Genomic DNA, 22,425 nt, shown 5'->3' on the forward strand with positions numbered 1-22,425 from the left:
TCGATTGTGGCGTCAGCCTGAGCAGGTCCGCGACCACGAGGTGCTCCACGCGTGGCTGGAGGTGGGCGCGCAGACCTTGACCAATCCGTCCCGCGGCACCGGTGATCAGCCAAGTCTGCTCACGCAGATTCATGATTGACCTTGCTGAGGGCGGGGAGTCAGCTGGGTGAACGCGCACCGCCACTGGTCGCCGTCGCGGACCAGGACATCAGTGGTCCACTCGTCGGCTTCAATCTGCTCGCCCCGGAAGGTAGCGATGTTACGCCCATGAGTCACCACGACCAAGGTCTGACCGATGGCACGAATGGACAGCACGTCGTGGCTCATGCTGGTGTGCTGCAGCGCACCACTCGCCACCGCCGTATGGAACGCCTGCCGACTGATCACGCCGGGCCGGTCCACGAGGATCCAGTCCGGGGTCGTGAAGTGCGCTATCCGTTCGACGTCGTTGGAGACGATCGCTTCGGCCCATGCGGTCATGAACAGCCCGACCTCATCCCGAGTGCGTTCAGGTTCGTTGTCCTCGCTGGTGGCGGTCGGGTCGTCGGCAGGCTGGCTTGCGGCGCTGCCCACTAACCACAGGTTGCCCTCAGGATCACGCACCACGAACTCCTGCCCGCTGGGGCCCACCACGCGCAGGTCACTGACCAAATCTACGCCAGCCTGGCGAGCCCGCGCCAAGACCGCGGTCACCACCGGAGTGTGTAGGTAAACCTGCGCCGTCCCGGGAGGATGCAAACTCGGACCGTCGCACGTGGCCGGGACGACCATGACCGCGCCGCCGTCAGACCACTCCAACCTTGCATGAGCGAATGCGACCGCACCGTCGCGCTCGATGGGGGATGGACGGAATCCGAGGGCAGCGATGAGGAAGTCGACCAGCTGGTCGGGACTGTGCGCGGTCAGGATCGGGGTGACCCGATCTCGGTGCAGCAATGTCCTTACTGTCATAGGGAACTTCCCTCCCGACTGGCCACTGCGGGTTCAACTCCGCCGCCGCCCCTTGCACTCCCCGTGGGCAGGTGGTCTCCGTAGACTCCCGCGGCCGGATGGCGCGGAGGCATTGGCAGGGATTCGAGGGCGGCGGCAACCGACCCGTCATCGTGCAAGACCCAGCAGGCTCGTCCCAGGACTTGTTCGGTGCCCGGATCCAGAGGGAGCGAGCACCATGAGGGATCAACGATTCCGAACTCGACGATGAGGCCGCTGGGAAGTCGGACGCGACGCTCGGTCAGTGCGCCCCACTCCTCACTGCGGATGAGGCGGGCCTTCGGTGCGATGCCGGCGGCGAACTCGAGGTCGTGCAGGTAGCGGGCGCGTTCCTCGGTGACGATGATGATGTCGACATCGCTGCCCATGCGCGGTGCGTTGTATGCGTAGGAACCCACGACGACGCAGGCGCGAACGTCGCCTTGACCGGCCGCCCATCGACGGGCGTGCTCGATGACCTTCAAAGCTTGTTGCCGGCGGGCGCGGAATCGGGCGCTCATGGGTTCTCCTGCTCACACTTCGGGACGAATCGACACTCGGGCACGACCTGTCAAGGACGGTAGTCAATAGAGAAGTGCCCCGGGGGAGCCAATTGGACGCCGCACCAAGAGTCCATTCGCGATGGACCTGCCCACGTGATCGGCCGTCGCGACGGTACGCGCTGTTCGGCCGCATCAGGCCTCACCCGTCCCGGCCCCATGGAGAGGGCAGTACTCGACGGTCGCGAGGACCCCAGCGACTGCGTCAACGACTCATAAGCAAGGTCTTGGACCGGCAGTAGTCACGCCTTTGCCCCGGCGCTGAGTCCGAACACATCAGCGTCACAGCGCCGCCTGCTGGGCTACTGGTTCGCGGTCATGGCAGCAGGTCGAGGTACTTCCTGCGGGCTGGCATTGCGTGGATGACTATCTCGTCGCCGCTGTCAAGGATGAGCACGACGGTCTCGAGCAGTCGGGCGCCGGTGTCGAAGCCGAGGCGGAGTTCGCGGGCGGGAGTCTCCTCGTCGGTCAGCGGCTCGATCCAGATGGCCCACTCGGCCGCCTGGACGGCGTCCTCGGGGTCGATGCCGTGCTTCAGTGCGCTGGGGTGGACCTTCACGCGGCGAAGTGCGCCAGTGCTGCTCGGATCGCCTCGGAGCGGCTCATCTGGTTCTTCGACGCGGCCGCGTCAAGCGCGTCCAGCTCCTCCGCCGTCAGCCGGACCGCGACGACCTGCATCGGCTCCGCTCCACGTCCGGGACGGCCGCGGCCGCGCCGCTTGAGCGCATCGACGTCGTAGCCGGCCTCGGCCTCGGCCGCCCACTTTTGGATCTGCTCGTCACTCGCCATGACGAAATCGTATAACGAAATTGGGCTGATCGGGAGCGCGGCGTACATCCATGGATGTAGCCCACGCCGCCGCCTGTCGATCGTCAGGGCCTCTGGCAACGCTGAGTTCCGCGCTAGTACCGGCTGCATAATCGAAGGCATGCGCGACGGGGGAACTGCCCAGGGTGCCTCAGATTCCATGAACGGCTCTACGATGCCCGCCCAGGGACTCACCTGGCTGCGAGCCACAGGACGGGCCCTGAAGAAGACGGTGGCCTGGATCCTCGATCGGCTCGGGCTCCTCGGCGTGTAGCCCACCCGGCTCGGACCGCGTCAAATCGCCGCCTGTTGACCAGCTCATAGGTGGACGGGGGTAAGGACCCCACTCGCCGAAAGAGTCATCGGCTGGTTTGCGGCCGAGGCCGACGAGGACGGCGTCGAGGTCGCTGAGTTCGGCGGGTAGGTCGGCGCCGGCCACGGCCTCGATGGTCCTGCGGGCGAAGGCGATGTGCGCCGGTGGCGTGCGAATGTTGAGATCGGCCTGGTGGATCGCCAGTTCCGCCACCCACGTCGCGATGAAGTTGCCCATCGTCATGGCTTTGCCCTGGAAGAGCACGGTTCGCTCAGACGCCTGGCTGATGATGAGCCGGACCCTCTGGGCGGCGTCGCGGAAGTGCTGCACGGCGCCCGACGGCGAGGCCGTCGCGGAATCCACACGCCGTAGCCAGAGGATGCCGGGCACGGGGTCGCTCTCGCTGTCCTCGCTGCGGCACCAGTAGCTGGCCGCGTCGTGATCAGCTTCATGGTCGGTGAAGGCGGCCGTGGTCGCGGCCACCTCGTCCAGACCCAGACGCACGTGGACGACGACCTCGAGACGTGACCAACCGCGGCACAGCGACGGGTCGAGCAGCTCGACATCGCTGAAGGTTTCGACCGCGGCGAGAAGTCCGTCCACTTGCTCGAGGAACATCGCGCGGGCTTCAGCCAGGTCGACATCCAGTTCCCGCATGAATGCCAGCCTAGGGTCGAGTGCCAGGTAGCGCCCACGCCCTGAGAGCTGACCAGCCCGAGCTCCTACGGTGTGCGTTTAAGCGCCGCCTGCCGGGTCACTTCTTGGGAGTGGCCCAGGGTCTTGTTGTCCGACCGCCGTGGAAGGGCATCCAGGACCGAGGTGGGACTGCGGGGATTGGGTTGGTTCCGCCCCCGGCCACGCCCCCTAGGGGGCAAGCAGATTGGCTTGAATCGGTGGGAAGGGATCGTCTGCTGAGGACGTCATGGTTCCGCCGATGGGGGACGGCCGTGGTTGTCGAGGTTGGGCTCAGGCTTCGGGTCGGGCGAGTTCGTCGAGGTGGCGAGCGAGCATGGCCAGCATCTGGGCCGGCGGCACTTGCGGGTTCCCACTCCAGAGACCCTGCATGGCGATTCCGTCGAGGAGCGCGCGTAGTCGTCGTGTCTCGTAGCCGGGGTCGCGCCGCTTCCCGAATTGGCCTGCTGTCACGAGGATCTCGATGGCGGATCGGCATGCTCGGTCCACCGATGTGTTGAGCATGGCCGCGGCCGGACGAAGGGAATGGTCGGTGACAGAGAGGACGCCGAGCTGAACCTGCGCGAGTAGTTCGGAGCGCCGCTGCGCGTCCAACGGCAGCAGCTGGGCGAGTAGCTCATCGACCAAGGCCCGGCCTGAGAGGTCGAGAGCGATGATCCTGGCGGTGACGCGCTCCTCGATGAGTTCGAGGCAGTACTCCCGCAATGCCTGTTGCGTCGGAAACGCCCGTCTTAGGGAGGCTGCGGCGAGGCCGGCTTCCGCGGCGACGCCCCGCACGGACATGCCGGCGAGGCCATCTCGCTCGAGGACGCGCAGCGCGGCGGAGGCGATCTGCTCGGTGCGTTCTTCGGTGTCAATTCTCCGCGGCATGGTCACGCGCCCAGTCGGGTGCCCGGCGGAGCCGCGGAGGGCTTCCTCGGCCAGATCGTGTAGCTCACCGCCCACAGGACGTCGACAACGAGGAAGATCCCGAGGATGCCGAAGTAGCCGGACAGCGCCGCCGTTCGTCCAGGGTCGTCGACAAGCAGGATCATCAAGCCGAGGATCACACCGGCGATCGTGACGGCGATGGCGGTGAGGAGGACGTCTCGCCAGCACTTCGCCGTGTAGCGGGCTCCGGTGAGCTTCTCGGGCGCGGGACCGTCCGCGAACCGTTGTGCGAAGCGGGTGTCGGCCCAGTTGATCATGCGCTTGCCGTAGGCGACGGAGACCCCGATGTAGACCGCCGCTAGGCCGTGCTGCCACGACGCGGTGCCGCCGCCGAGCAGATCGACGGCGACCAGCACCAGCAGGACCGCATCGATCACCGGGGCTAGAACGAGGAGAGTGGCACCAATGCGGGGGCGGCGCAGGAGGTACCGTGCGGCGAGCCCTGCGAGGATCGCCACCCAAAACGCGACCTCGCAGAGCACGATCGCGGTCAGGATCATGCTGCCCCCGTCCGCCATGTTAGTACGAGTGTACTCACAGGGGCCTGCTCGGGGGTCATGACGCGGAGCATGGAGCCACTGGTCGCTGCAGGCATGGTCCGCCCGGTAGCGGTCCGCGGCAACCGGGAGCGAGCCCTTCCCGGCCGGACCCGGATCGGGGCCGAGAAGTGCCCTGCTCCGCCGCCAGTCGACCGTCCTTTCCCAATGGCGGGTGGCAGGCGGCTCGGGGATCGATGATAGGCCGGTGACCCACGACTTTGCCCTCGTGCGTGATGACCGGGGGCGCACCGACTTCGACCTGTACACGTCGTGGTCGCCGCGGATCCGGGAGGCATACCTCTCCTCCGGGGCCGACGGGCTGATCGCCAACTACGCCCGCGGCTTCGTCGGCACCGACATCGACTTCGTCAGGGGCCTTCCACTTCGCCGCTTCGAGCTGCTGGACCGGGAGCATCACCGACCTCACCCCTGTGCATGACCTCGGCGCCACGCTCGAAGAACTGCACGTTCAGGCACACCCGGGCACTCACCTCGACCTGACACTGCTCCCCCGGCTCCGGGTGCTGTCGTGCGCATGGGACCAGGTGAAGGACACCATCGAGCGGACGGACCGCATCGAAGAGCTCCTCCTCTCTCCCTACCGGAAGGACGACCTACGCCCGGTCAGCCACCTCACGTCCCTGCGAACCCTGCGGATGAAGGAGCGCCCCCGTGTGCGCTCCCTGGACGGTGTCGAGTCGATGCCGTGGCTGGCGTGGCTCGGGATCTACGGCGCGCCCTTGGAGGACATCACCGCCCTAGAGCGCCTGCGCTCACCAGTCCTGAACCGACTCGACCTCGCGTCCTGCCCCCGCATCCCATCTCTGGACCCCGTGGGTGGTCTGCACGGCCTGCGTGAACTCGATGTCAGTGACGGCGGCACTCTGCCCGGCCTCTCCCCGATCGCCGCCCTCACTGCGCTGGAACGGCTCTACCTCTACGGCTCGACCAAGATCGCCGACGGCGACCTGTCGCCACTGCTGGGCCTCAAACGCATGAGAGACCTACGCATGATGAACCGGCGGCATTACACGCCCTCGGTCAACGCGGTGCGCGAGCACCTCGGCCTCGAGCCCTGGTGAGCGACCGCGTCTATTCGCCGCTGCACACGCTCAGGTCGCGCCGGCATTCTTGTCGAAGTCCCCTCGCCGGCATTGCTCGATGAGATCGCTAACGGCTGCCTCGCGGTCTTCGCCGTGCTGAAGCTTGCGAACCGTTACGATCCGGTCCCCAGCCAGCCTCTGGGGCAGTACGACGCCCACCTTCCAGCGGCGCGCCGTCGCTTCACGCAACTCGAGGTAGGCAGTCCATAACAGGTTGTCGACGATTCCAGTGCCGGGAGTGTTGGTGACGCGCAGCGGGGCACCCGTTGGCACGGCTCGAACCTGATAGTGGACGCCGTTGACGGACTCGACCTCGCGGTACACGGCGCTCCTTCTGTTGGCGGACGGACCGGAGGCTAGCGCTGCGAGTCGGCGCGCCGGGCGCTATCAGGAACTGCCTCCTGGTGCCGCGAGCTGACCGCCCTCTGGCCAGGACTTCGGACTCAAGCTTCATCTGGAGTTGACGGCTGACAAAGCGCGAAACCCCATCGGCCACGGATACAAGAGTGGTCGAGTGTCAACGAACTTCGTAGCCAGTCTTGAGGCGAACGCTGCAGCTTGGAAGGCAGGCGCAATCATCCCTAGTCCGACGGCCGATCCTGAGGACTGGCAACTTCGACTGCGCGCGAACCAAGCAGCCCTCCTTCGTAGCGCCCTGTCAGCAGCGGAGCGATGTCTGGTGAGGTAGCGACCAAGGTGCGTCTATCCGCCGCCAGACGGGCGCTCTGATGGCGAACGGATCCAACATCGGACAAGGGGCCGCGTCGGGTGTCCTCGCCTCTGCGCCGCGGTCCATGTCGGGCTGTTGGAGGACTCGCTGACGTCGCACGGTCGATCCCGCGGGGAGGGGAGAGGTCGTCCGGAGGAGCTGGGCAGCGCGGCCCGCATGGCACAGTGCGGGCATGGGCAATTCCCCTTCGCAGCGCGAACGCCGGCAGGAGTCCGGGCTGACCGACGATGACTTCTCGCCCGTGTGGGATGACGATGACCGTCCGCGCATCCCACGCGTGGCCGGCGAGCGTGAGGCGCTGGCCGCGTACCTCGACTACTACCGGGCGACGGTGGAGATGAAGTGCCGCGGACTGACCCCGCGGCAGGCGCGGACCCGGTCCATGCCTCCCTCCACGCTGTCGCTGCACGGCCTGGTCCGCCACCTTGCCGGTGTCGAGCGTTGGTGGTTCCAGCAGAACTTCGAGCGCCGCGACGTGCCGTTCCTCTTCGTCTCCGCTGACGACCCCGAGCTGGACATGAACCCACCGGTCGGCGCCGACTTCGCCGCCGACCTGCAGGCCTGGCGCGCAGAGTGTGCGGTCTCTCGCGAGATCATGGCCGCCCACGACCTGGACGACACCGCGCGGCCGCTGGACTGGTACGAGGACGTCGACCTGCGCTGGCTGGTGTTGCGGATGATTGCTGAGTACGCCCAGCACTGCGGGCACATCGACCTGCTCCGCGAGGGGATCGATGGCAGGACCGGAGCGTGAGCCGTGGCCCAGCGCGCCGGTTCCGCCAGCTCAATCCATTTCCCGCGAGCACGTGCCCCAAACCGAATCGCACGGTGTAGCGCGCTCCGCCGCGAGGCGACCTAGCTCATCGTGGTCTGGCGTGCGACGGGGCGTAGCCCTGCTGGGCAGGAGTGTCGGAGCTCGGGCGACTCGGCGGATCCGGCGCGCCATGGAACGTGTCAGACCAGGAGGCAGAAGGGGTGGCCGGCCGGGTCGACGAGGACGTAGAGGGGCGCGTCCTTCACGTGCGTGCGGTCATACAGCAGCCGAGCGCCCAATCTCTCAGCACGCTCTCGGTGCCGCTCGAGTTCCTCACGGGTAGGGACCTCGAAGTCCATGTGCATCTGCATCGGAACTGCCTCGGAGGGCCACGTCGGGGGCGTGGTGTCCGTCTTCTTCTGAATGGTCACCACGCGGTCGCCGTTGTCGTCGAGCAGGACGATCCAGTCCGCGTCGTCAGGGCTGCCGTCAGTCGGTGGCGTGTCTCCATCCCGGTAGTGCAGGCCCAGGAGCTCGCGATAGAACTCCGCCAAGCCTCGGCAGTCGCGGGCATCAATCGCGGTATGAATCAACACGGGATACGGGGACACCGACAGCTCCTCGGGGTTTCGTCCGCTCACCGTATGCGGTATCGCGGACCGCTCGCGCACCGGAACGGAGGGACGCCCTGGCATCAAGGGAACCTGCTGCATCCCGCCGCCTGCCGACGAACACTCTGATGTCAGCACGACTTTCGGCGCACTCATGGGCGCCCGTGGCGTGCGGCGACCATTCCTCCGGTGACAGCGGCAAGGGCCACTGCGACCAGGGGCACGAAGAACTTCGTCGTGACGTAATCAGCCTCGTCGAGTGGTCCGAGCACGCTGACGAGGATCTCTGCCAAGACCATGCCCACGAACAGGCCGAGGAGCCCACCCAGCACGAAACCCGTCACGACCGAAACCACTCGCACGACGCTTCCTCCCCACGGCCATCGACGTCGACAGGTGTGATGTCAGCGCGCCGCCGACTCGGATCTGCCGCGAATTGCCGCCTGTCGCAATGCAGTACGACGGCAGTTCAATCGTAGTAGCCGGGTCGGGCGACGAGCACGGACTCGAAGTGCCGGCCCTCCTCGTCCTGGTCGCTCTCGGGGACCGTCGGCCGCCAGAGGGCTAACAGCAGCTCGGTTGCCGTGACGGAGCACCCGTTCTCCTCGACCTGCACGACGGTGCGTCGGGTGAGCTGCCCGATCACCTCCTCGGCGCGGGTGGCGAAGACGTCGATGTCCTCGAAGGTGACGGTGTCGCCACGGTCGGGTCGACTGAGCTCGACGGCTTCCACCAAGTCGGCGTCGTCGAAGTACACGAACACCGAGCAACCCGATGTGGTGTGGACGGCCAAGGACGGGTTGCCCTCGTCACCGCGACGGAAGGTCTTCGGTTCGCCGTGTGCTGCGAGTTGGCTCTCGGCTTCGAGTCGGCTCGCGCCGATGTCAATCCCTGCTGCCCCGGTCGGCGGTTCCAGCACGATGTCCATGGGTGAGTACAGCACGCGAGCTGGGGTTCGCAGCGCAACAGTTGCTCCAGCATTCACGTCGCGCCCGATGTGCGGCACTCCGCCGCGAGTCGACCGCCGAGAATCGCCACTCTGGGTCGGGCATGCTTGCCGGGTGAATGTTTGGGAAGCCGAGGGGCGACGGTTTGAGGTGCTCATGGCATCCGACGTGATCCGGGACGGCATAGCACTCGAACTGACCGACCTGGATCAGCCATCCGGGCCGGGGCCATGCCTAGAAGTCTTCTACTCGGATGCCCATGGCACATTCACGTTCTCCGCTCTCCGAGCAGTCGACCTTTCCCTGGACCTCTTGAACAGGTTCGTCGACACTGGGAGGTGGGAGGCAGAGCTTGGCCCCGGACCCCGAGAGCACCGACTGATCAGCGTCTATCCGCCGCATTAGGGGCGGTTGGCACGGCAAACGGAGACCATAAGGCCAGCGGACCAGGGTCATGCCGAGCCCTTGCTCGGCACCTGGCAGCGCAGGCCAGCAGCCGGGCGACGCGGCGCAAGACAACAGTAGGACGGAGCCGAGTAGCCACAAGGTGTCGCCTCGCCGATATGACATCGTCCTGACGTGCAACCGTTGCTGTGACGGCGAGCAGCGACATGCAGCATTCCGAGGCGCTGGGCAGGTTTTGGTAGCTGCTTTCGCAGCCGCCGAGTAGCAAGCAGGTGACCATAGGATCTGGCTTGATGGAGACTGCTCCCGCACTCGACGGCGCCGCACTGCGCAGGGCTCGCGAGCGCGCGGGCTTGAGTCAGAGTGGGCTCGCGCGGGCGGCTGGTGTCGCAGACGGGCAGCGGATCTCGCGTTGGGAGCGGGGTGAGGCTCGTCCTCGGTCTGCGGCAGCGCTCAGGCAGGTCGCGGTGCTGTTACACGTGTCGCCTAGAAGCCTGCTCCTGCCACCTACGGGCCCCCCTTCCTTACGGTGGCTTCGATATGCCGCCGGCACCACGGTGGAAGAGCTGGCTGCCGCAATCCATGCGTCTCCCGGGACCGTAAAACGCTGGGAAGCATCAGGCCTGCTCAAGCCCACCGATTCCACGGTGTCCGCGGTCGCTGCTGCGCTGGGAGCCAGCGCCGACGATGTCCGAGAGGCCCTCCGTCAAGGCTCTGACAGTTCGAGCGCTTAAGGGGCTGAGTCGGCGCTCAGCGCGACGGTGTCGGGGTTGTGTGGTGCCATGGAATGCGTCGGCGATTGACCGACTCTTCTCCACGTGCATCGCGCGCGACGTTTGTGAGGGGGCGCAGTGAAACCCACATTGTTCACGGAGGCGTGTCGCACCTGTTGCCTAATGGTACCTCAGAGCCTAGGCTCTAAGTGAGCGTATGTCTGGCTGCTTGACCCCTCGTGGTGAGGCCGCTTGCTTAAGGCGTTTAGAGACCGTTGAGGAGAACTCATGAACGTAACCACTCGAGGCGCTACCGCGACAGTCGCCCTCGTCTCGGCGATCGTCTTGGGCGCGTGCGGTCCAGATGCGCCGACTCAAGAGCCAAGTGTGTCGCCGACATCAACCATGAGTTTGACTGCGTCGCCGAGTCCTAGCCCGTCACCTAGCGCGAAGCCGACAGACTCGAACTCGCCACAGGCGCGGGCCCAGGCGACAGTCGTGCAGTACTGGGCGATGCTCGACAATCTGGCTTCAGATCCTTCGACCTCACTCAGTGACCTAGCCACGGTGGCTCGGGGGAGTGCGCTGACTCAATGGCAGCAGATCCTTACCAAGCGCCGAGGGCAGCAGTACACACAGACCGGCAGGGTCAGTGTCGAAGACGCGAGAGTCAAGGCTAACGGTCCAGGGCGTTGGGATGTATCAGCGTGCATAGACGCCAGCGGGGCCAACGTCGTCGATAAGAACGGTAAGTCCGTTCGCGGGACGGGTCCCCTGCGGGTCAGGTCCATGTTCGTAGTAGAGCGCGACAGGGAGACCTACTTCGTCACCGAAGAGGATGTGGTGGAGGAGTGCTAGCAAGATCCCTAGTAGCGGCCTTGGTTGCGTCAGTTCCAGGTGTGTTGTTTCCGGTGCTGGCCGAAGCCGGTAAGCCAATCAGTTGTCCACCGGGCTCGGTCTGGGACTCAACCCAAGCCACGTGCGTCATTGTGGTCACGGATCCGGGTACACCCGGGGATGGAGGAGGAGCTGGGGGCGGAGGAGCTGGGGGAGGGGGAGGAGCAGGGGGAGGGGACAAACCGCCGGTCTGCCGCTTCACGGAGGAGGTTCCCTGTGAGAGTGCGGACGGCTTCGGATACTGGAGCAACAATCTCGGTTGCTACGTGGGGCCTTCGCATACTGACTACCCCCCCAACTCCCCTATCTGGCAGGGCCACCATCCCGAGGGCGCGATCTACAGCTGTTACAACCCGTTCATCGAGGGGACCCGGAACTACGACTTCTGGGCCGCGGCTCAGCCTGCCGGTCCGGCGGCTCCGCCGGACCCTCGTGTTCTTGCGGAGCGGGCAGTCGCCGAAATGGGTCTGCGGGCCATCACGATCGGCCTGGTGCCTGAGCCCGACGCGGGGAAGGTCGGGCTGGTCGGTGTTCCGAACTGGATGTGGGTGGAGGAGCCGAGCGAGAATACCTACGGTCCGATCACGCGTACGGCGACCGCGGGGGCTTACAGCGTGACGGCCACGGCGAAGGTCTCGAAGGTCGCGTGGGACATGGGCGATGGACAGGTCATTGCCTGTGACGCCGGCACGCCCTATCAGGACTCCTACGGCCTGATCAGCTCCCCGACGTGTGGGCATACCTACACCCGCCAGGGCGAGTACACGGTGCGGGCCACGTCCTCGTGGGTGATCACGTGGGCCGGGATCGGGCAGAGCGGAACCATTCCGGTTGACCTCACCCAGACCGCGCAGGTGACGATTGGGGAAGCGCAGGTGTTGAAGCAATGACGACCCAACGAGAGGGCACGCGCCCAGCGGCCCCGTTCCGCTCACCGTCTCGCAACGGACACCAAAGGCCCGCTGGGGCCGTCCCCGTCGAGGTGGCCGGGGCGCTCCCGCAACCGCCGAAGCCGCGCCGGCGCTGGGGGCTGTTCGCCGCGATGGTGGCACTTGTCTGCCTTGGCGCGCTCGGCAATCTGTGGCTGGTGCAGGCCACGAGCGACACCGCGACGGTGCTGGCCGCCAGGTCCACGATCGAGCGGGGGGCAGTGATCTCCGGGGATGACCTGGTGGCGGTCAGGGTGGGTGCCGACCCGTCTCTGCAGACCGTCGCCGCGGACCAGCTGGACGACATCGTCGGGAAGCGGGCCGCGGTCGACGTTGCGTCCGGGTCGCTGCTGACCCCCGGCTCGGTGACCAGCCAGGTCCTGCCGGCGGAGGGTTTCTCCCTGGTGGGTGTCTCGGTGACACCGGACCTCATGCCGGGAACGGCGCTGATGGCGGGCGACCTCGTCCGGGTGGTCGCCACGGCCGGTCAGCAGGGGGCCATCGACCCGGCGAAGACAGAGGTCGAGGCCGTCGCGGGTGAGGTGGTTTCGGCCGTCACGGGGGAGGACGTCACCGGCCAGGGGGCCTCCACGGTGGTCACCCTCCAGGTACCCGCCGAGGACGCGACCACCTTGGCGGCGATGGCGGCGACGGGGAACGCGGCCGTGGTCCTGGACTCGCGGGCACGGTGACCTGATGAGCCTGATCGTGTTGTGCTCGGCGGCCGGGTCGCCCGGAGTGACAACGACGTGTCTGGGTCTGGCGTTGGGCTGGCACCGGCCGGCGTTGCTCGTCGAGGCCGACCCGACCGGCGGGTCGGCGATCGCCGCGGGCTACCTGCGCGGAGCCATTATCCCGCCGGAGGCGATGATCGACCTGGCACTGGCCGAGCAGTCCGGCGGTGTGCTCGAGGTGCTGCCGCAGGTGTCCCAGCCGCTGCCCGACTCGCCGGCATCGTGGGTGCCGGGCACCCGCTCGCACGAACAGGCCCGCACGCTGCTGTCCCTGTGGGAGCCGCTGACGCCGGTGCTGCGGTCGCTGCACGCGACCGGGCAGGACGTCCTCCTGGACGCGGGGCGCCTCGGGCTGTACGGCTCTCCTGAGCCGCTGATCTACGGCTCCGACCTGACTTTGCTGGTCACCCGGACGGACATGGTGTCCCTGGCGGCGGCACGCTCGTGGGCGGAGACCTTGAGGGAGCGGTTCGCCCGTAGCGGAGGGTCGTCCGCTCTCGGGGTGCTGCTGCTGGGGGAGGGCCGCCCGTTCCGGGCCGGGGAGGTCGCCAAGGTCTTGCAGGTGCCCGTCCTGGGATCAGTGGCGTGGGACCCGGCGGCCGCCGAGGTCCTCTCCGCCGGGACCCAGCCCCCGAAGGCGAACCTGCGGGCTCGCCTGACCGGCCGGGCCGGCTGGCAGGACTCGGCCCTGCTGCGCAGCTACCGCGGGGTGCGGGGGGCGATCACGGGGCAGCTACGCGAGATCGACCAACAGCTGTCCGTCACCGGGGGAGGGGCGCGATGAGCACCGAGGAGATCTACGACCGCACCGACGGCTCTGACCCTGCAGGCATACCGGTGCTGCTGTCCGCGCCGGCGGTGCGGCCTGGCCGTCAGCGGGGAGCCTTCTCCATGACAGCCCACACGAGCCTGCCCCGCCCCGCCGCCCTGGACCGGCTCCGCAAACGCCAGGACGCCCCCTCACCGACCTGGGAACCTGTCGACCTCAAGGCCGCCGACGCCGTGGTCGATTGGTCCCAGGTCGCGATGTTCCGCACGATGGTGGCCACCCGGCTGGCCGGCGCCCTCGGCGGCCCCTGGAGCGGCGGGGACAGCGATGGTGAGCGGCCTGGTGCAGGTGCGAGCCGAGCCGAGCAGCAGGCACTCGGGCTGGACCTGATCGAGGAGGTGCTGCGCGAGCACAGCGCAGACGTCGCCGCGGCCGGGGAGCAGTCCTGGGCACCGGCCGAGCGATCCGCGACCCGACAGGCTGTCTTCGACGCGGTCTTCCGGCTGGGGAGACTGCAGCCCTTGGTGGACGACGACCGGGTGGAGAACATCTTCCTGCTGGGACACGACCAGGTCCTGCTCGAGCTCACCGACGGCTCCCGCGTGCCCGGTGCCAGGGTCGCCGACAGCGACGAAGAGCTCATCGACTTCCTGCGGTTCCTGGCCAACCGCAGCGAGTCCAACCCGCGCCCGTTCTCGGAGTCTCACCCTCGCCTGCACATGAAGCTCGACGGCGGTGCGCGGATGGCGGCGACGGCCTGGGTGACCTCCCGGCCCAACGTCGTGATCCGCCGACACCGGCTCAAGGTGGACAACCTGAGCGGGTGGGTCGAGCGCGAGGGGCTGTCACCGGCGTGCGCCAACCTCCTGGCCGCGGCCATCCGTGCCGCGTGGAGCGTCACCGTGGCCGGCCCGATGGGCGCCGGCAAGACCACGCTGGTGCGTGCGTTGTGCGCCGAGATTCCCCGGGAGGAAGCGATCGGCACCTTCGAGACCGAGCACGAGCTGTTCCTGGGAGAGACCGGCAACCACGACATCGTCCTGGACTGGGAGGCCCGCCCCGGCGTCGGCGAGGTCGGGCTGAACGGACGGGCCGCCGGCGCGTTCGAGCTCTCGGACGCCCTGACCGACTCCTTCCGCTTCAACCTGTCCCGTCAGATCGTCGGTGAGGTCCGTGGCCCGGAGGCGTGGACGATGATCAAGGCGATGGAGTCCGGGACGGGATCCCTGTCCACGACGCACGCCGCGAACGCCGGGGCGTGCGTGCGCAAGCTGGTCACCTGTGCCATGGAGGACGGGGCGCACGTCACCCGAGACCTGGCGGTGGAGAAGCTGGCCGGGTGTCTGGACCTGATCGTCCAGCTCGGCAAGAGAGTGGAGACCCTCGCCGATGGGACCCAGGTCCTGCGCCGGTGGGTCAGTGAGGTCGTGCTGGTCGAGCCGGGAGAGCGCGAGATCGGCTACAGCCTGACCCACCTCTTCGGGCCCAGCAGCTCCGGCCCCGCACGCGCGACCGGGAACCTGCCACCCCGGGTCAGCGAGCAGCTGGCGGAGCACGGCTTCGACGCGCGCCTGTTCATGGCCGAGGCCGACAGTGACGGGTGGGGCCCGTGACCACCCTCCTGCCCGTTGTCCTCGGTGCGGCGATCGTCCTCGGGACGGTCGGTGCCGTCCTCGCCTTGCGCCCCCACACACCCCGGCCGCGTGCCGAGCGAACCCCCTCCAAGCTCGGCACGCGGCTGGCCTCCCTCCCCAGGCGCACCCGCATCACCCTGGGCGCAGCCGTCGCAGCCGGCCTCCTCGTGGCCCTGGTCACCGGCTGGGTGGTCGCCGTGGTGGTCCTGCCGGTCGCCGCGCTGGTCCTGCCCTACCTGCTCTCGGCTCCGCCGGCCGCGGCGCAGATCCGCCGGGTCGAGGCGATGGAGGAGTGGACCCGATCCCTGGCCGGCGTCCTGGGGGCCGGTATCGGCCTGGAGCAGGCGCTGACGGCAACGCTGCGCTCAACCCCGGAGCCGATCAAACCCGAGGTCACCACGCTGGTGGCCCGACTGCGGGCCCGCTGGGACACCGAGGAGGCCCTGCGGGCCTTCGCCGAGGACCTCGACGACGTCACCGGCGACCTGGTCGCGGCCAACCTCATCCTCGCCGCCCGGCGCCGCAACCGCTCCCTGGCCAGCGCCCTGCAGGGCGTGGCCGAGTCGGTCGCTGAGGACGTGGCCTCCCGCCGCAAGATCGAGGCCGGCCGGGCCAAGCCGCGCGGCAGCGCCCGACTGGTCACCCTCTTCTCCCTGGGGGTGCTTGTCGTCCTGGCCTTCACCGGTGACTACGTCGAGCCGTACACGACCCCGATCGGCGAGGTCGTCCTGGTGTTCCTGCTGCTGGCCTACGCGGGGGCACTGTTCTGGATGCGGAAGATGGCCGAGGGCAAGCCGCTGCCCCGTTTCCTCGGCGCTCACGCCAAGGCGGAGGCGCGATGACCACCCTGCAGCTCTCCCTCGCCCTGGGCCTGGTCGTCGGCCTCGGCGTCGCCGGCATCGCCTACGCCCTGGTCCCTGCCCAGCCAGACCTTGGCGACGTGCTCGCTCGACTCTCCCCGCCCGCACGTCGGCGCCCCGGAGCGCCCACCGCCTCGGTCAACCCCGACCTCGAGGAACGGCTAGGACTGTGGGCGGAGCGGACCCTGCCGACCCGGCTGCTGGGGGTGCCGCCGGCCCGCGACTTGGCGGTGGTGCGCAAGACACCGGCGCAGTTCTACGGCAAGAAGGTCCTCTACGGGCTGCTCGGGATGGTCCTGCCCACCGCCGTGACGGGGTTCTTCGCCCTCATCGGCCTGCGCATCCCGTTCGTGGTCCCTGTCGGGGCGACCCTCCTGCTCTCGGCCGTGCTGTTCATGACTCCCTCCCGCGACATCGGCCAGGAAGCCAAGAGGGCCCGCACTGAAAGCGCACGCGCCCTGAGCGCCTTCATCGAGCTGTGCGCGCTGGAGCGCAACTCCGGCGCCGGGACCGTGGTCTCGCTCAGCAACGCCGCCGAGGTCGGGGACTCGTGGATCTTCCGCCGGATCAGCGAGGAGCTCGCTCGTTCGCGCTACAACGGACAGCCACCCTGGGACTGCCTGGAGCAGCTCTCCGAGGACCACGGGCTGCCCGAGCTGGCCGAGATCGCCGACACGATGCGCCTGGCCAACGACGAAGGCTCCCAGGTGTACCGGCAGCTGCGAGCCCGCAGCGCCTCGGTGCGCAGCGCCCTGCTGAGCGCAGAGCTCGCCGAGGCCGGGCAGGTCGAGGAACGCATGTACCTCCCCGGCTCGCTGCTCGGTGTCATCTTCCTGGCGCTGCTCATGGCGCCGCCGCTGCTACGGCTCCTCAGCGCGAGCTGACCCTGAGCGCGACCACCGACACACCCACCGAAAGGACACCATCATGGACAGCAAGCCAATCGCGAGGACCGCATACCTCGTCGCCACCCTGCACACCGCCGGTGTGCGTCTGCGTGAGCGGCTCACGCCCACGCAGGCCCAGCGCGACGAGCGCGGAGCCTCCACCCTCGAGATCGTCTTCTGGGCGGTGGCCCTGCTCCTTCTGGCCGGCATCGTGTACGCCGCCCTGACCGCCTACATCAACGGCAAGCTCCCCGGGATCCGCTGACGCGATGTCACACCGCCTCTCGATGCCCTCGCGCGCTGACCGACCCGGTCGCGCGGGAGAGCACGAACGCGGCGTCGCGACAGTCCAGCTCGTCGTGCTCATGCCGGCGCTGTTCACGCTGCTGTTCCTCGGGGTGCAAGCCGCGATGCTCTCCCACGGGCGGACCGTCGCGATCGCCGCGGCCCAGGAGGGCGCCAGAGCGGCCGCCGCACAGAACGGGACGACGATCTCCGGCCGTGCTGCGGCGACAGCGTTCATCGCCGCCGCCGGCGGGGACGGCGTCCTGAAGGGAGTGCGCGTCACGGCGCTACGCACCGCGTCCTCCGCCACCATCACCGTCACCGCGACGACCATGTCCGTGGTCCCGGGATGGACTCCCAAGGTCACGCAGAGCGCGTCCGCCCCGACCGAACGGATCACGCAATGAAGCGCAACGCTTCGCGCCGGGAGCGCGGCGCTGCGGTGATCGAGGTCGTCATCCTGGTCCCCGCGCTCGGGCTGATCCTCGGCCTCATCATCGCCGGCGGCCGGGTCGCCCTGGCCCACCAGGCGGTCGAGGCCGCGGCCGCCGAAGGGGCCCGCGGCGCCTCGATCGCACGGACCCAAGCAGCCGCAGGGTCCTCCGCGCAGGCTGCGGCACAGAGCAGCCTGCATGCCCAGAGCACCAGGTGCCTGACCACGAGCACGCAAGTCGACACCTCTGGCTTCGCCCGGCCCGTCGGGACACCGGCATCGGTGCAGGCCACCGTCACCTGCCGGCTGGACCTGGCCGGGCTCCTGCCCGGGCTGCCCGGAGCGATGAACATCACCGCGTCCGTCGCCTCGCCGTTGGACACCCACCGAGAGCGGTGAACGACGATGTGCGATGAGCAGCGGCACCTGGTCGCCGAGCGGGGATCGGTCACCGTGTGGATGATCACGACCGCGCTCAGCCTGGTGCTCATGGTCGGCTTGGCCGTCGACCTCTCCGGTCGGGTCTTGGCCAAGCAGCGCGCCCAGGACCTGGCCTCCGAAGCGGCCCGGGCCGGCGGCCAACAGCTCCAAGGCGCCGCGGCTGTGCGAGGGGATGCCGCTGAGCTGAACCCGTCGACCGCGGTGGCGGCGGCTAACACCTACCTGTCCAGTGTGCCCGAGGTCAGCGGCTCCAGCCGGGTCCGCGGCGGCACCACCGTCGTGGCCGACACCCAGATCATCTACACCACCAAGTTCCTCTCGATCATCGGAGTGCGCCAGCTGCGTGTCACCGGGCACGCCGAGGTCGAGGTCAACCGCGCCGTCAACGGGAGCCGACAGTGATCCGACAACGACTCCTCGGGCTGGCAGCCACCGCGCTGCTCCTGGGCATCCTCATCGGGCTTCCCCTCGCCCTGCTCGCCGTCGGCGCCGACCCCGTCCCGTCCTCCGTCCCGAGCGTGAGCCAGGTCCTCGCTGCGTTGACCAGTCCTGACGACGGCACCCTGTTCCTGCAGGCAATGACACTCGTCGGCTGGGTGGCCTGGGCGCTCCTGGCCTTGAGTATCGTGCTCGAGCTCACCGGTCGCGTCCGGGGGGTGCGAGCACCCCACCTCCCCGGCCTCGCCCTTCCCCAAGGAGCAGCCCAACAGCTCGTCACGGCAGCAGCCCTGCTGTTCGTCGTGGGCTCGACCAGCCTGTCCACCGCCGACACCGCTCAAGCAGACGTCCCAGCCGCCGCATCGAGCGCAACCGCGACAACGCCCACCGCGGCCACCGCCGGGCCACACACGACGACACCAGCACGCCAGAGCCCCACCTCCTCGGCAACGCGCCTCTACACGGTGATGGAAGGGGACTCCCTCTCCGGCATCGCGCAGCGTGAGCTGGGGGACCTGGAGCGCTGGCCGGAGATCTACGAGCTCTCCAAGGACACCGCCCAGCCCGGCGGGGTCCGGCTGAGCGACCCGGACCAGATCGACCTCGGCTGGACTCTCACCCTGCCCGCGGTCGCTGAACCTCGCGCCGGCACCACGCGCCCGTACACGGTGCAGGAAGGGGACTCCCTCTCCGGCATCGCGCAGCGCGAGCTGGGGGACCTGGAGCGCTGGCCGGAGATCTACGAGCTCTCCAAGGACACCGCCCAGCCCGGCGGGGTCCGGCTGAGCGACCCGGACCAGATCGACCTCGGCTGGACTCTCACCCTGCCCGCGGTCGCTGAACCTCGCGCCGGCACCACGCGCCCGTACACGGTGCAGGAAGGGGACTCCCTCTCCGGCATCGCGCAGCGCGAGCTGGGGGACCTGGAGCGCTGGCCGGAGATCTACGAGCTCTCCAAGGACACCGCCCAGCCCGGCGGGGTCCGGCTGAGCGACCCGGACCAGATCGACCTCGGCTGGACTCTCACCCTGCCCGCGGTCGCCGAACCTCGGCCCGCCACGACATACACACCCCGCGCGACAGGCCGCGACACCGCGTCCCGGCCCGCACCGCGCACGACACCGAAGACCACCACCGCGACCGGCTCCTCGCCGACCACTGCCCCCACCCAGCCCTCGGCGAGGCCGAGCCAGACGCCGGACACGTCGACCTCAGCGCCGGCAGAGGACCTCCAGGACGACGCGTCCGGGGCCACGCCGGCCTGGGTGCTGGCCGGGCTCAGCGGATCCGGAACGCTCCTGGCAGGGTCGATGCTCCTGCTGCTGCGCCGCCGACGGAGGGCACAGTTCCGTCACCGCCGGCCGGGCCACACCATGACCGCCCCCGAACACGTCCTGGGGCCGGTGGAGAAGACAGTCGTCACCATCGGCGCCACCAGCGCCCCAACCGTGGAGTACATGGACACCGTGCTGAGGCGCCTGGCCTCCTCGTGCGCGGCGACGAACCGGCCCCTGCCCGAGCTCGCCGCGGTCGAGCTGACCGACACTGCGGTCGTCCTGCACCTGAGCAACCCTTCCTCCCTGGACGAGCCATGGACCGGGACCGTCGACGGCTACCACTGGAGGCTGCTGGCCGACACCGCCGTCGACCTCGTCGGACCCGACACCACGGACCAGCCCGCGCCCTACCCGCTCCTGGTGACGATCGGCTCAGGCGACGACAACGAGCTATGGCTGCTCAACGTCGAGGACCTCAACGTCTCCATCACCGGCGACCCCACCTACGGCGAGGACTTCGCCCGGTACCTGGCCGCCGAGATCGCGTGCAACCCCTGGTCCGCCGGCGTCGACGTTGCCTGCGTCGGCGTTGCCACCGAGCTCGCCCCGCTCAACCCGGACCGCATCCGCGCCTACGACTCCACCGACAGCTCCCACGACCCGATCGCCGAGATGCTCGCCGACAGCGTCCACACCATCGACCGCGCCCGCGACGTCGGCACCGACGCCGCCACCGCACGTGCCCACCAGGCCGGCGCCGACACCTGGCCGGCCCGGCTGCTGCTCGTCGACGCCGTCAACGACAACCCCGCCCTGGACCAGCTCGTCGAGGTCGTCACAGCCCACGCCGGGCACACCGCCACCTCGGTGGTCCTGCGCGGTCACCGCAACAATGCCCACGGCACCATCCTGGAGATCTCCGCCGACGGCCGGCTCAGGCTGCCCGCCGCGGGTCTGGACCTGATGGCCGTCGGACTCACCTCCGACGAGGCTCAGGGGTGCGCCGCGCTCCTGGCAGCCAGCGAGAGCGTCGACGAGGTCCCGGTCCCGGTCGACCAGAGCGCCACCCAGGGATGGCAGGCACTGGCCGACGAGGCCGGAGCACTGCGGGCGGAACACGCCCTGCCGCGCACCGAGCCCGCCGGACCCCACGAGCCCAGCCGGAGCCTGCTCGAGGCCGACGACGAGACCTACCTGGACGTCGCCGCCACCACCAGCACCGACCTGCAGACCCTCGCACCGCGCGTCCCGGAGGCCACCCGCACCCAGGTCGAGGACGCCGACCCCACCCTCGATGAGGACCTGGCGATGTGGTTCCACCAGGACTGTGCCCTGCCCCGGCTCTACCTCCTCGGCCCGGTCCGTGCCACAACCCGCGGCAAGCCGCTGACCAAGCGCAAGCCCTACCTGACCGAGATGCTGGCGTTCATCGCGCTACGCCGTCACGGAGCGACCTCGGCCGAGGTCGCGCAGACCTTCTCCATCACGAAGGCTAAGGCCCGCGACTACGTCAACACCATCCGTGACTGGCTCGGGACCAACCCCCGCACCGGCCAGCCCCACCTGCCCGACGCCCGGCTGGCCCCGGCCGCCGCGATCCGAGACACCCCCGTCTACCAGGTGCTGGACCTACTCACCGACGCCGACCTCTTCCGCCGGCTGCGGGTGCGCGGCACCGCCCGCGGCGGAGCGGCCGGTGTGGAGGACCTCAAGCGAGCCCTGAGCCTCGTCGGCGGCCGGCCCTTCGACTACCCCCTCGAGCGTGAGGCAGGGGGAGGTTGGGCCTGGCTCCTCGAGGGCGACCGACCCGACGAGCAGCTGCTCGTCGGGATCGTCGACGTCGCACACGTGGTGACCGTGCACGCCCTGGCCGCGGGTGACCTCAGCGGTGCCCGGCTGGCTGCCGAGACCGCGATCGCCGTCGCCCCGCACGAGGAGATCGCCCGGCTCGACATGGCCGCCGTCGCCGCCGCTGAAGGCAACGCAGCCGAAGCCCAGCGCATCGTGCGCGACGAGGTCTGCAACCGCACCGACGACGAAGGTGCGCCGCCCGAGCTCGCCGCCCGCACCACCGAGATCCTCGCCGGCCACCAAGGCTGGCGTCAGCCCCGCGCCAGCTGACCGGCCCGGCCCTCACGCCGGCCGTATCAGGGTCGCCGAGAGAACCTGGGTGACCTGAACCGGGTGACCGTGGTCGTCGACGGCCACGTACGTCACCTGGCCGCACACCCCGTCAGGACCGCGCTCCCACCGCAGCAGCAGCCCGGGGGGCTCACGCTCCTCATGCCCCTGGGGTGACCTGACCCAGACGTGGCGTCGACTCGGAGCCGCCAGCGGGGCGTAGCCCCCCCGCTCCTGCCCGAGGGTGACCGGACGCTGACCTAGCGGCGTCCCCGGGCGTCGGGGCGGGTCTACGGGCACGCCGGCAGTATCGCCGCCGGCCCTGACGTCCCCTGCGCCACGGCTGTGGGCAACACCTTGAGGTGATCTGTTATGTCTCAGGACATACGTGACGGTTCTCCATCAGGACATAGGTGACGCACATCTTCACTACCGATATTTCGGGCAGCGATGCCGCGAGGTCGTTCAACCTGCTCGCGTACTGCTGCAAGTCGCGGCTTCAAACGGTCAGTGCCTGGATTCCTGATAGAACCACTTGCCTCGGCGTACAGCGCGCTGTAATGTCGATACAGTGAACTGTAGCAACAGTGGCGAAGACCGCAGATGAGCCAACCTCATCCACATGGAGTGACTCTCGGAGCGGTCG

Annotated in this window: 26 protein-coding genes; 15 read left to right on the forward strand and 11 right to left on the reverse strand. The window is 68.8% G+C overall.

Translation table 11 applies throughout. The features are described 5' to 3' along the window. Positions 1 to 129: 129 nt before the first annotated feature. The 7 genes from KMZ30_RS22510 to KMZ30_RS19065 form a co-directional block, all read right to left on the reverse strand. A complete protein-coding gene (locus KMZ30_RS22510) occupies positions 130 to 951 on the reverse strand; it encodes a DUF4440 domain-containing protein (protein WP_372449526.1) in 822 nt (273 codons plus the stop codon). Further along, complete coding sequence (locus KMZ30_RS19040) at positions 948 to 1,490, reverse strand: nucleotidyltransferase domain-containing protein (RefSeq protein WP_215520100.1); 543 nt, start codon at positions 1,488 to 1,490, stop codon at positions 948 to 950. Before KMZ30_RS19040 ends, KMZ30_RS22510 begins: the two co-directional genes overlap by 4 nt. Before the next feature lie 355 nt (positions 1,491 to 1,845). Continuing rightward, a complete protein-coding gene (locus tag KMZ30_RS19045) occupies positions 1,846 to 2,088 on the reverse strand; it encodes a toxin (RefSeq protein WP_215520101.1) in 243 nt (80 codons plus the stop codon). Next, entirely contained in the window at positions 2,085 to 2,318 is a 234-nt protein-coding gene (locus KMZ30_RS19050) for a ribbon-helix-helix protein, CopG family (protein WP_215520102.1), read from the reverse strand. Before KMZ30_RS19050 ends, KMZ30_RS19045 begins: the two co-directional genes overlap by 4 nt. A 169-nt stretch (positions 2,319 to 2,487) precedes the next feature. After that, the gene (locus KMZ30_RS19055) at positions 2,488 to 3,306 is read right to left on the reverse strand and encodes a maleylpyruvate isomerase N-terminal domain-containing protein (protein ID WP_215520103.1); all 819 of its coding nucleotides are present in this window, start codon (positions 3,304 to 3,306) and stop codon (positions 2,488 to 2,490) included. A gap of 309 nt (positions 3,307 to 3,615) precedes the next feature. Then, positions 3,616 to 4,212: a TetR/AcrR family transcriptional regulator gene (locus tag KMZ30_RS19060; protein ID WP_215520169.1), complete on the reverse strand. Its 597-nt coding sequence runs from the start codon at positions 4,210 to 4,212 to the stop codon at positions 3,616 to 3,618. A 2-nt stretch (positions 4,213 to 4,214) separates the two neighbouring features. Next, complete coding sequence (locus KMZ30_RS19065) at positions 4,215 to 4,772, reverse strand: hypothetical protein (RefSeq protein WP_215520104.1); 558 nt, start codon at positions 4,770 to 4,772, stop codon at positions 4,215 to 4,217. Positions 4,773 to 5,016: 244 nt separating this feature from the next. On the opposite strand from KMZ30_RS19065, the gene KMZ30_RS19070 reads away from it, so the two are divergent. Beyond that, positions 5,017 to 5,250: a hypothetical protein gene (locus tag KMZ30_RS19070; protein WP_215520105.1), complete on the forward strand. Its 234-nt coding sequence runs from the start codon at positions 5,017 to 5,019 to the stop codon at positions 5,248 to 5,250. Then, positions 5,243 to 5,893, forward strand: coding sequence for a leucine-rich repeat domain-containing protein (locus KMZ30_RS19075; protein ID WP_215520106.1), 651 nt, complete (start codon positions 5,243 to 5,245; stop codon positions 5,891 to 5,893). Before KMZ30_RS19070 ends, KMZ30_RS19075 begins: the two co-directional genes overlap by 8 nt. Positions 5,894 to 5,923: 30 nt before the next feature. On the opposite strand, the gene KMZ30_RS19080 is transcribed toward KMZ30_RS19075, so the two are convergent. After that, positions 5,924 to 6,238: a hypothetical protein gene (locus KMZ30_RS19080; protein WP_215520107.1), complete on the reverse strand. Its 315-nt coding sequence runs from the start codon at positions 6,236 to 6,238 to the stop codon at positions 5,924 to 5,926. A 578-nt stretch (positions 6,239 to 6,816) separates the two neighbouring features. Here KMZ30_RS19080 and KMZ30_RS19085 point away from each other — a divergent pair. Further along, complete coding sequence (locus tag KMZ30_RS19085; protein WP_215520108.1) at positions 6,817 to 7,398, forward strand: DinB family protein; 582 nt, start codon at positions 6,817 to 6,819, stop codon at positions 7,396 to 7,398. A gap of 200 nt (positions 7,399 to 7,598) precedes the next feature. On the opposite strand, the gene KMZ30_RS19090 is transcribed toward KMZ30_RS19085, so the two are convergent. From KMZ30_RS19090 to KMZ30_RS19100, 3 genes are all read right to left on the reverse strand, one after another. Beyond that, positions 7,599 to 8,009, reverse strand: a complete 411-nt coding sequence (locus tag KMZ30_RS19090) for a VOC family protein (RefSeq protein ID WP_308284335.1) — start codon at positions 8,007 to 8,009, stop codon at positions 7,599 to 7,601. A gap of 152 nt (positions 8,010 to 8,161) precedes the next feature. Continuing rightward, positions 8,162 to 8,365, reverse strand: a complete 204-nt coding sequence (locus KMZ30_RS19095) for a hypothetical protein (protein ID WP_215520109.1) — start codon at positions 8,363 to 8,365, stop codon at positions 8,162 to 8,164. A 113-nt stretch (positions 8,366 to 8,478) separates the two neighbouring features. After that, entirely contained in the window at positions 8,479 to 8,937 is a 459-nt protein-coding gene (locus KMZ30_RS19100) for a hypothetical protein (RefSeq protein WP_215520110.1), read from the reverse strand. Between the two features lie 717 nt (positions 8,938 to 9,654). On the opposite strand from KMZ30_RS19100, the gene KMZ30_RS22685 reads away from it, so the two are divergent. The 12 genes from KMZ30_RS22685 (at position 9,655) to KMZ30_RS19160 (ending at position 21,779) form a co-directional block, all read left to right on the forward strand. Next, the gene (locus tag KMZ30_RS22685; RefSeq protein ID WP_215512004.1) at positions 9,655 to 10,095 is read left to right on the forward strand and encodes a helix-turn-helix domain-containing protein; all 441 of its coding nucleotides are present in this window, start codon (positions 9,655 to 9,657) and stop codon (positions 10,093 to 10,095) included. A gap of 1,367 nt (positions 10,096 to 11,462) precedes the next feature. After that, a complete protein-coding gene (locus tag KMZ30_RS19110; RefSeq protein ID WP_215520111.1) occupies positions 11,463 to 11,861 on the forward strand; it encodes a PKD domain-containing protein in 399 nt (132 codons plus the stop codon). A gap of 92 nt (positions 11,862 to 11,953) precedes the next feature. Next, complete coding sequence (locus KMZ30_RS19115; RefSeq protein WP_215520112.1) at positions 11,954 to 12,592, forward strand: SAF domain-containing protein; 639 nt, start codon at positions 11,954 to 11,956, stop codon at positions 12,590 to 12,592. Between the two features lie 4 nt (positions 12,593 to 12,596). Continuing rightward, positions 12,597 to 13,418, forward strand: a complete 822-nt coding sequence (locus KMZ30_RS19120; protein ID WP_215520113.1) for a hypothetical protein — start codon at positions 12,597 to 12,599, stop codon at positions 13,416 to 13,418. Next, on the forward strand, positions 13,415 to 15,016 hold the full coding sequence (locus tag KMZ30_RS19125) for a TadA family conjugal transfer-associated ATPase (RefSeq protein WP_226905260.1): 1,602 nt from the start codon (positions 13,415 to 13,417) through the stop codon (positions 15,014 to 15,016). The genes KMZ30_RS19120 and KMZ30_RS19125 overlap by 4 nt, the downstream gene beginning before the upstream one ends. Next, positions 15,013 to 15,879 carry a type II secretion system F family protein gene (locus tag KMZ30_RS19130; protein WP_215520114.1) on the forward strand — a complete coding sequence of 289 codons (867 nt, stop codon included), beginning with the start codon at positions 15,013 to 15,015 and terminating at the stop codon, positions 15,877 to 15,879. Before KMZ30_RS19125 ends, KMZ30_RS19130 begins: the two co-directional genes overlap by 4 nt. Next, a complete protein-coding gene (locus KMZ30_RS19135) occupies positions 15,876 to 16,781 on the forward strand; it encodes a hypothetical protein (RefSeq protein ID WP_215520115.1) in 906 nt (301 codons plus the stop codon). The genes KMZ30_RS19130 and KMZ30_RS19135 overlap by 4 nt, the downstream gene beginning before the upstream one ends. A 43-nt stretch (positions 16,782 to 16,824) precedes the next feature. Then, the gene (locus tag KMZ30_RS19140; RefSeq protein ID WP_215520116.1) at positions 16,825 to 17,049 is read left to right on the forward strand and encodes a hypothetical protein; all 225 of its coding nucleotides are present in this window, start codon (positions 16,825 to 16,827) and stop codon (positions 17,047 to 17,049) included. 22 nt (positions 17,050 to 17,071) lie between these two features. Continuing rightward, positions 17,072 to 17,476 (forward strand): TadE/TadG family type IV pilus assembly protein, encoded by a 405-nt coding sequence (locus tag KMZ30_RS19145; RefSeq protein WP_215520172.1) that lies wholly within the window; start codon positions 17,072 to 17,074, stop codon positions 17,474 to 17,476. Then, a complete protein-coding gene (locus tag KMZ30_RS19150; RefSeq protein WP_215520117.1) occupies positions 17,473 to 17,901 on the forward strand; it encodes a TadE/TadG family type IV pilus assembly protein in 429 nt (142 codons plus the stop codon). Before KMZ30_RS19145 ends, KMZ30_RS19150 begins: the two co-directional genes overlap by 4 nt. Positions 17,902 to 17,907: 6 nt before the next feature. Then, positions 17,908 to 18,345, forward strand: coding sequence for a TadE/TadG family type IV pilus assembly protein (locus KMZ30_RS19155; protein WP_215520118.1), 438 nt, complete (start codon positions 17,908 to 17,910; stop codon positions 18,343 to 18,345). Then, positions 18,342 to 21,779, forward strand: coding sequence for a LysM peptidoglycan-binding domain-containing protein (locus KMZ30_RS19160; protein ID WP_215520119.1), 3,438 nt, complete (start codon positions 18,342 to 18,344; stop codon positions 21,777 to 21,779). The genes KMZ30_RS19155 and KMZ30_RS19160 overlap by 4 nt, the downstream gene beginning before the upstream one ends. Positions 21,780 to 22,425 lie beyond the last annotated feature (646 nt).

Source organism: Phycicoccus mangrovi, from assembly GCF_018729305.1.
GTDB classification, from domain to species: domain Bacteria; phylum Actinomycetota; class Actinomycetes; order Actinomycetales; family Dermatophilaceae; genus Phycicoccus; species Phycicoccus jejuensis.